The sequence below is a fragment of the Paucibacter hankyongi genome (assembly GCF_037482915.1).
Taxonomy (GTDB): domain Bacteria; phylum Pseudomonadota; class Gammaproteobacteria; order Burkholderiales; family Burkholderiaceae_C; genus Paucibacter_A; species Paucibacter_A hankyongi.
In genome coordinates, this window is the sequence record NZ_JBBHJX010000031.1 from 1 (window position 1) to 5,594 (window position 5,594).

At 51.0% G+C, this 5,594-nt stretch carries 2 tRNA genes and 3 rRNA genes; all 5 read right to left on the bottom strand.

Going from position 1 to position 5,594, the window contains the following annotated elements:
- Positions 1-21 precede the first annotated feature (21 nt).
- Positions 22-134: ribosomal RNA gene (gene rrf, locus WG899_RS22160) — 5S ribosomal RNA — on the bottom strand.
- A gap of 206 nt (positions 135-340) precedes the next feature.
- Positions 341-3,222: ribosomal RNA gene (locus tag WG899_RS22165) — 23S ribosomal RNA — on the bottom strand.
- Positions 3,223-3,542: 320 nt separating this feature from the next.
- Positions 3,543-3,618, bottom strand: a tRNA-Ala gene (locus tag WG899_RS22170).
- 9 nt (positions 3,619-3,627) lie between these two features.
- Positions 3,628-3,704: transfer RNA gene (locus WG899_RS22175), tRNA-Ile, on the bottom strand.
- A 203-nt stretch (positions 3,705-3,907) separates the two neighbouring features.
- A 16S ribosomal RNA gene (locus WG899_RS22180) occupies positions 3,908-5,431 on the bottom strand.
- Together the 16S, 23S and 5S rRNA genes with 2 tRNA genes alongside form the textbook arrangement of a ribosomal RNA operon.
- Between the last annotated feature and the right edge of the window lie 163 nt (positions 5,432-5,594).

The window sequence follows — 5,594 nt, forward strand, 5'->3', positions numbered from 1 at the left end:
GGGCGTTTTGCTTAAATATTAGCCTGACGATGACCTACTTTCACACGGGAATCCGCACTATCATCGGCGCTGAGTCATTTCACTGTCCTGTTCGGGATGGGAAGGAGTGGGACCAACTCGCTATGGTCATCAGGCTTAACTGGTTGGCTTCTTGTTGAGTTTTAAATCAACAACAAACCCAATTTGTAGAGTCGTATTATGACACCGCTTGCGGGTTTGTCATAACACTCGAATCAGCTTTATTGATTGCGCTAACACGGACTTCATTGAAGAACGGTATAACTTGTATTGACTACTCAATAATCCTTGAACACGTTCATTTCTGAACTGTCAAAGTTATAGGGTCAAGCCTCACGGGCAATTAGTACTGGTTAGCTTAACGCATTACTGCGCTTCCACACCCAGCCTATCAACGTCCTGGTCTCGAACGACCCTTCAGGGGGCTCAAGGCCCCGGCAAGACTCATCTTGAGACGAGTTTCCCGCTTAGATGCTTTCAGCGGTTATCTCTTCCGCACTTAGCTACTCGGCGATGCCACTGGCGTGACAACCGATACACCAGAGGTGCGTCCACTCCGGTCCTCTCGTACTAGGAGCAGGCTCTCTCAATCTTGCAGCGCCCACGGAAGATAGGGACCAAACTGTCTCACGACGTTTTAAACCCAGCTCACGTACCTCTTTAAATGGCGAACAGCCATACCCTTGGGACCGGCTACAGCCCCAGGATGAGATGAGCCGACATCGAGGTGCCAAACACCGCCGTCGATATGAACTCTTGGGCGGTATCAGCCTGTTATCCCCAGAGTACCTTTTATCCGTTGAGCGATGGCCCTTCCATACAGAACCACCGGATCACTTTGTCCTACTTTCGTACCTGCTCGACTTGTCAGTCTCGCAGTCAAGCACGCTTATGCCAATGCACTATCAACACGATTTCCGACCGTATTTAGCGTACCTTCGAACTCCTCCGTTACACTTTGGGAGGAGACCGCCCCAGTCAAACTGCCCACCATACACTGTCCCCAATCCCGATAAGGGACCAAGGTTAGAACCTCAAACACACCAGGGTGGTATTTCAACGTTGGCTCCATGAGAACTAGCGTCCTCACTTCAAAGCCTCCCACCTATCCTACACAGATCTGTTCAAAGTCCAATGTAAAGCTACAGTAAAGGTTCATGGGGTCTTTCCGTCTTTCCGCGGGGAGATTGCATCATCACAAACATTTCAACTTCGCTGAGTCTCTGGAGGAGACAGTGTGGCCATCATTACTCCATTCGTGCAGGTCGGAACTTACCCGACAAGGAATTTCGCTACCTTAGGACCGTTATAGTTACGGCCGCCGTTTACTGGGACTTCAGTCAAGAGCTTGCACCCCATCATTTAATCTTCCAGCACCGGGCAGGAGTCACACCCTATACGTCGACTTTCGTCTTTGCAGAGTGCTGTGTTTTTAATAAACAGTTGCAGCCACCGATTCTCTGCGACCCCATTCGGCTCCGAGAGTAAATCCCTTCACCTAATAGAGGCACACCTTCTTCCGAAGTTACGGTGTCAATTTGCCGAGTTCCTTCTCCAGAGTTCTCTCAAGCGCCTTAGAATACTCATCTCGCGCACCAGTGTCGGTTTGCGGTACGGTCGTCAATAGCTGAAGCTTAGTGGCTTTTCTTGGAAGCAGGGTATCACTCACTTCGTCTGCAAGCAGACTCGTTATCACGCCTCATCTCATTCCCCCGGATTTGCCTAAGGGACACGACTACACGCTTGAACCAACATATCCAACAGTTGGCTGAGCTAACCTTCTCCGTCCCCACATCGCACTATTGATCGGTACAGGAATATTTACCTGTTTCCCATCAGCTACGCATCTCTGCCTCGCCTTAGGGGCCGACTCACCCTACGCCGATGAACGTTGCGTAGGAAACCTTGCGCTTTCGGCGAGGGGGCTTTTCACCCCCTTTAACGCTACTCATGTCAGCATTCGCACTTCTGATACCTCCAGCAGGCTTCACAACCCACCTTCACAGGCTTACAGAACGCTCTCCTACCACGTGCAATAAATTGCACATCCGCAGCTTCGGTAACTGGCTTAGCCCCGTTACATCTTCCGCGCAGGACGACTCGATCAGTGAGCTATTACGCTTTCTTTAAATGATGGCTGCTTCTAAGCCAACATCCTGACTGTTTTAGCCTTCCCACTTCGTTTCCCACTTAGCCAATTTTGGGGACCTTAGCTGGCGGTCTGGGTTGTTTCCCTCTTGAGTCCGGACGTTAGCACCCGGTGCTCTGTCTCCCAAGCTGTACTCATCGGTATTCGGAGTTTGCAATGGTTTGGTAAGTCGCCATGACCCCCTAGCCATAACAGTGCTCTACCCCCGATGGTAATACTTGAGGCACTACCTAAATAGTTTTCGGAGAGAACCAGCTATTTCCAAGTTTGTTTAGCCTTTCACCCCTATCCACAGCTCATCCGCTAATTTTGCAACATTAGTCGGTTCGGACCTCCAGCACCTGTTACGGTACCTTCATCCTGGCCATGGATAGATCACTTGGTTTCGGGTCTACACCCAGCGACTAATTCGCCCTATTCGGACTCGATTTCTCTACGGCTTCCCTATTCGGTTAACCTCGCCACTGAATGTAAGTCGCTGACCCATTATACAAAAGGTACGCAGTCACCCTTGCGGGCTCCTACTTTTTGTATGCATACGGTTTCAGGATCTATTTCACTCCCCTCCCGGGGTTCTTTTCGCCTTTCCCTCACGGTACTAGTTCACTATCGGTCGATTACGAGTATTTAGCCTTGGAGGATGGTCCCCCCATATTCAGACAGGATTTCTCGTGTCCCGCCCTACTTGTCTTACGCTTAGTTCCACACCGCAGCATTTCTCATACGGGGCTATCACCCGCTATGGCCGGACTTTCCATTCCGTTCTGATATACACGATGCTAAAACGTAAAGGCTACTCCAATTTCGCTCGCCGCTACTTTCGGAATCTCGGTTGATGTCTTTTCCTCGAGCTACTGAGATGTTTCAGTTCACCCGGTTCGCCACAATGACCTATGTATTCAGTCAGAGTTACCCCTCGCGGGGTGGGTTTCCCCATTCAGAAATCTCCGGATCAAAGCTAATTTGCCAGCTCCCCGAAGCTTATCGCAGGCTATCACGTCTTTCGTCGCCTGTAATCGCCTAGGCATCCACCATATGCACTTAGTCACTTGACCCTATAACTTTGACAGCGCTGACTGCACTGTCGGTCAAGAACTCGTACAGACCCCATTCATGAGTCCATACGTTATTGAGTATTTACGCGTTACGCCGTTCTTCATACCCTAAACAATTTTGCTTAAGTTGAAGTCTTGTGTTTGACGCAATCAAAATGCTACTAGCGGCACGGTGCTCAGAACCCTTTACGATTCTTCGCTTTCCGCTAGCAGCGCTGATTCGACTCTACAAATTGTTAAAGAACAACAGCCAATAAAGACTGGCAAACCACAACATCTCACTAGACACTGGGGTTTGCCAACTTTTGAATGAATATCAATGGTGGAGGATAACGGGTTCGAACCGTTGACCCCCTGCTTGCAAAGCAGGTGCTCTCCCAACTGAGCTAATCCCCCGGATAACCGTGGTGGGTCTGGCTGGATTCGAACCAGCGACCCCCGCCTTATCAAGACGGTGCTCTAACCGACTGAGCTACAGACCCACGCGTTATTCACTTGTGTGGCCTGCCGCTTTGCAGCTTACCCGCTTCTTCCCAGCTATAAGGCCAGCTCCACAGGCTCACTTCATCTTCTATTCATTCACTGTTGTGATACAGCCGATAAGTGTGGGCGCTTAAAAATGAGTCATTTGGATCTCGCTGACTCCCTACTGCATGCAGTAAGCAGTTGCTCGACCACTTTCTAGAAAGGAGGTGATCCAGCCGCACCTTCCGATACGGCTACCTTGTTACGACTTCACCCCAGTCACGAACCCTGCCGTGGTAATCGCCCTCCTTGCGGTTAGGCTAACTACTTCTGGCAGAACCCGCTCCCATGGTGTGACGGGCGGTGTGTACAAGACCCGGGAACGTATTCACCGCGGCAAGCTGATCCGCGATTACTAGCGATTCCGACTTCACGCAGTCGAGTTGCAGACTACGATCCGGACTACGACCGGTTTTCTGGGATTAGCTCCCCCTCGCGGGTTGGCAGCCCTCTGTACCGGCCATTGTATGACGTGTGTAGCCCTACCCATAAGGGCCATGATGACCTGACGTCATCCCCACCTTCCTCCGGTTTGTCACCGGCAGTCTCATTAGAGTGCCCTTTCGTAGCAACTAATGACAAGGGTTGCGCTCGTTGCGGGACTTAACCCAACATCTCACGACACGAGCTGACGACGGCCATGCAGCACCTGTGTGACAGCTCTCTTTCGAGCACTCCCAAATCTCTTCAGGATTCTGTCCATGTCAAGGGTAGGTAAGGTTTTTCGCGTTGCATCGAATTAAACCACATCATCCACCGCTTGTGCGGGTCCCCGTCAATTCCTTTGAGTTTCAACCTTGCGGCCGTACTCCCCAGGCGGTCAACTTCACGCGTTAGCTTCGTTACTGAGAAGAAACCCTCCCAACAACCAGTTGACATCGTTTAGGGCGTGGACTACCAGGGTATCTAATCCTGTTTGCTCCCCACGCTTTCGTGCATGAGCGTCAGTACAGGTCCAGGGGATTGCCTTCGCCATCGGTGTTCCTCCGCATATCTACGCATTTCACTGCTACACGCGGAATTCCATCCCCCTCTACCGTACTCTAGCTATGCAGTCACAAAGGCAGTTCCCAGGTTGAGCCCGGGGATTTCACCTCTGTCTTGCATAACCGCCTGCGCACGCTTTACGCCCAGTAATTCCGATTAACGCTTGCACCCTACGTATTACCGCGGCTGCTGGCACGTAGTTAGCCGGTGCTTATTCTTCAGGTACCGTCATTAGGTCTCTGTATTAGAGAAACCCGTTTCTTCCCTGACAAAAGCGGTTTACAACCCGAAGGCCTTCTTCCCGCACGCGGCATGGCTGGATCAGACTTGCGTCCATTGTCCAAAATTCCCCACTGCTGCCTCCCGTAGGAGTCTGGGCCGTGTCTCAGTCCCAGTGTGGCTGGTCGTCCTCTCAGACCAGCTACAGATCGTCGCCTTGGTGGGCTTTTACCCCGCCAACTAGCTAATCTGATATCGGCCGCTCCAATCGCGCGAGGCCTTACGGTCCCCCGCTTTCACCCTCAGGTCGTATGCGGTATTAGCCACTCTTTCGAGTAGTTATCCCCCACGACTGGGCACGTTCCGATACATTACTCACCCGTTCGCCACTCGTCAGCTTAACCTGTTACCGTTCGACTTGCATGTGTAAGGCATGCCGCCAGCGTTCAATCTGAGCCAGGATCAAACTCTACAGTTCGATCTTGTTTTACTCAACGGAATCGACTAAAAACCATTTGCATAGTTCTCAATCTATTTTCCGTGAGCGTTTAAAGTCTAAGAGACTTGATACTCGTCACCAAGCATCAAAACTCACCTTCAAACGCCCACGCTTATCGGCTGTTAATTTTTAAAGAACTCAA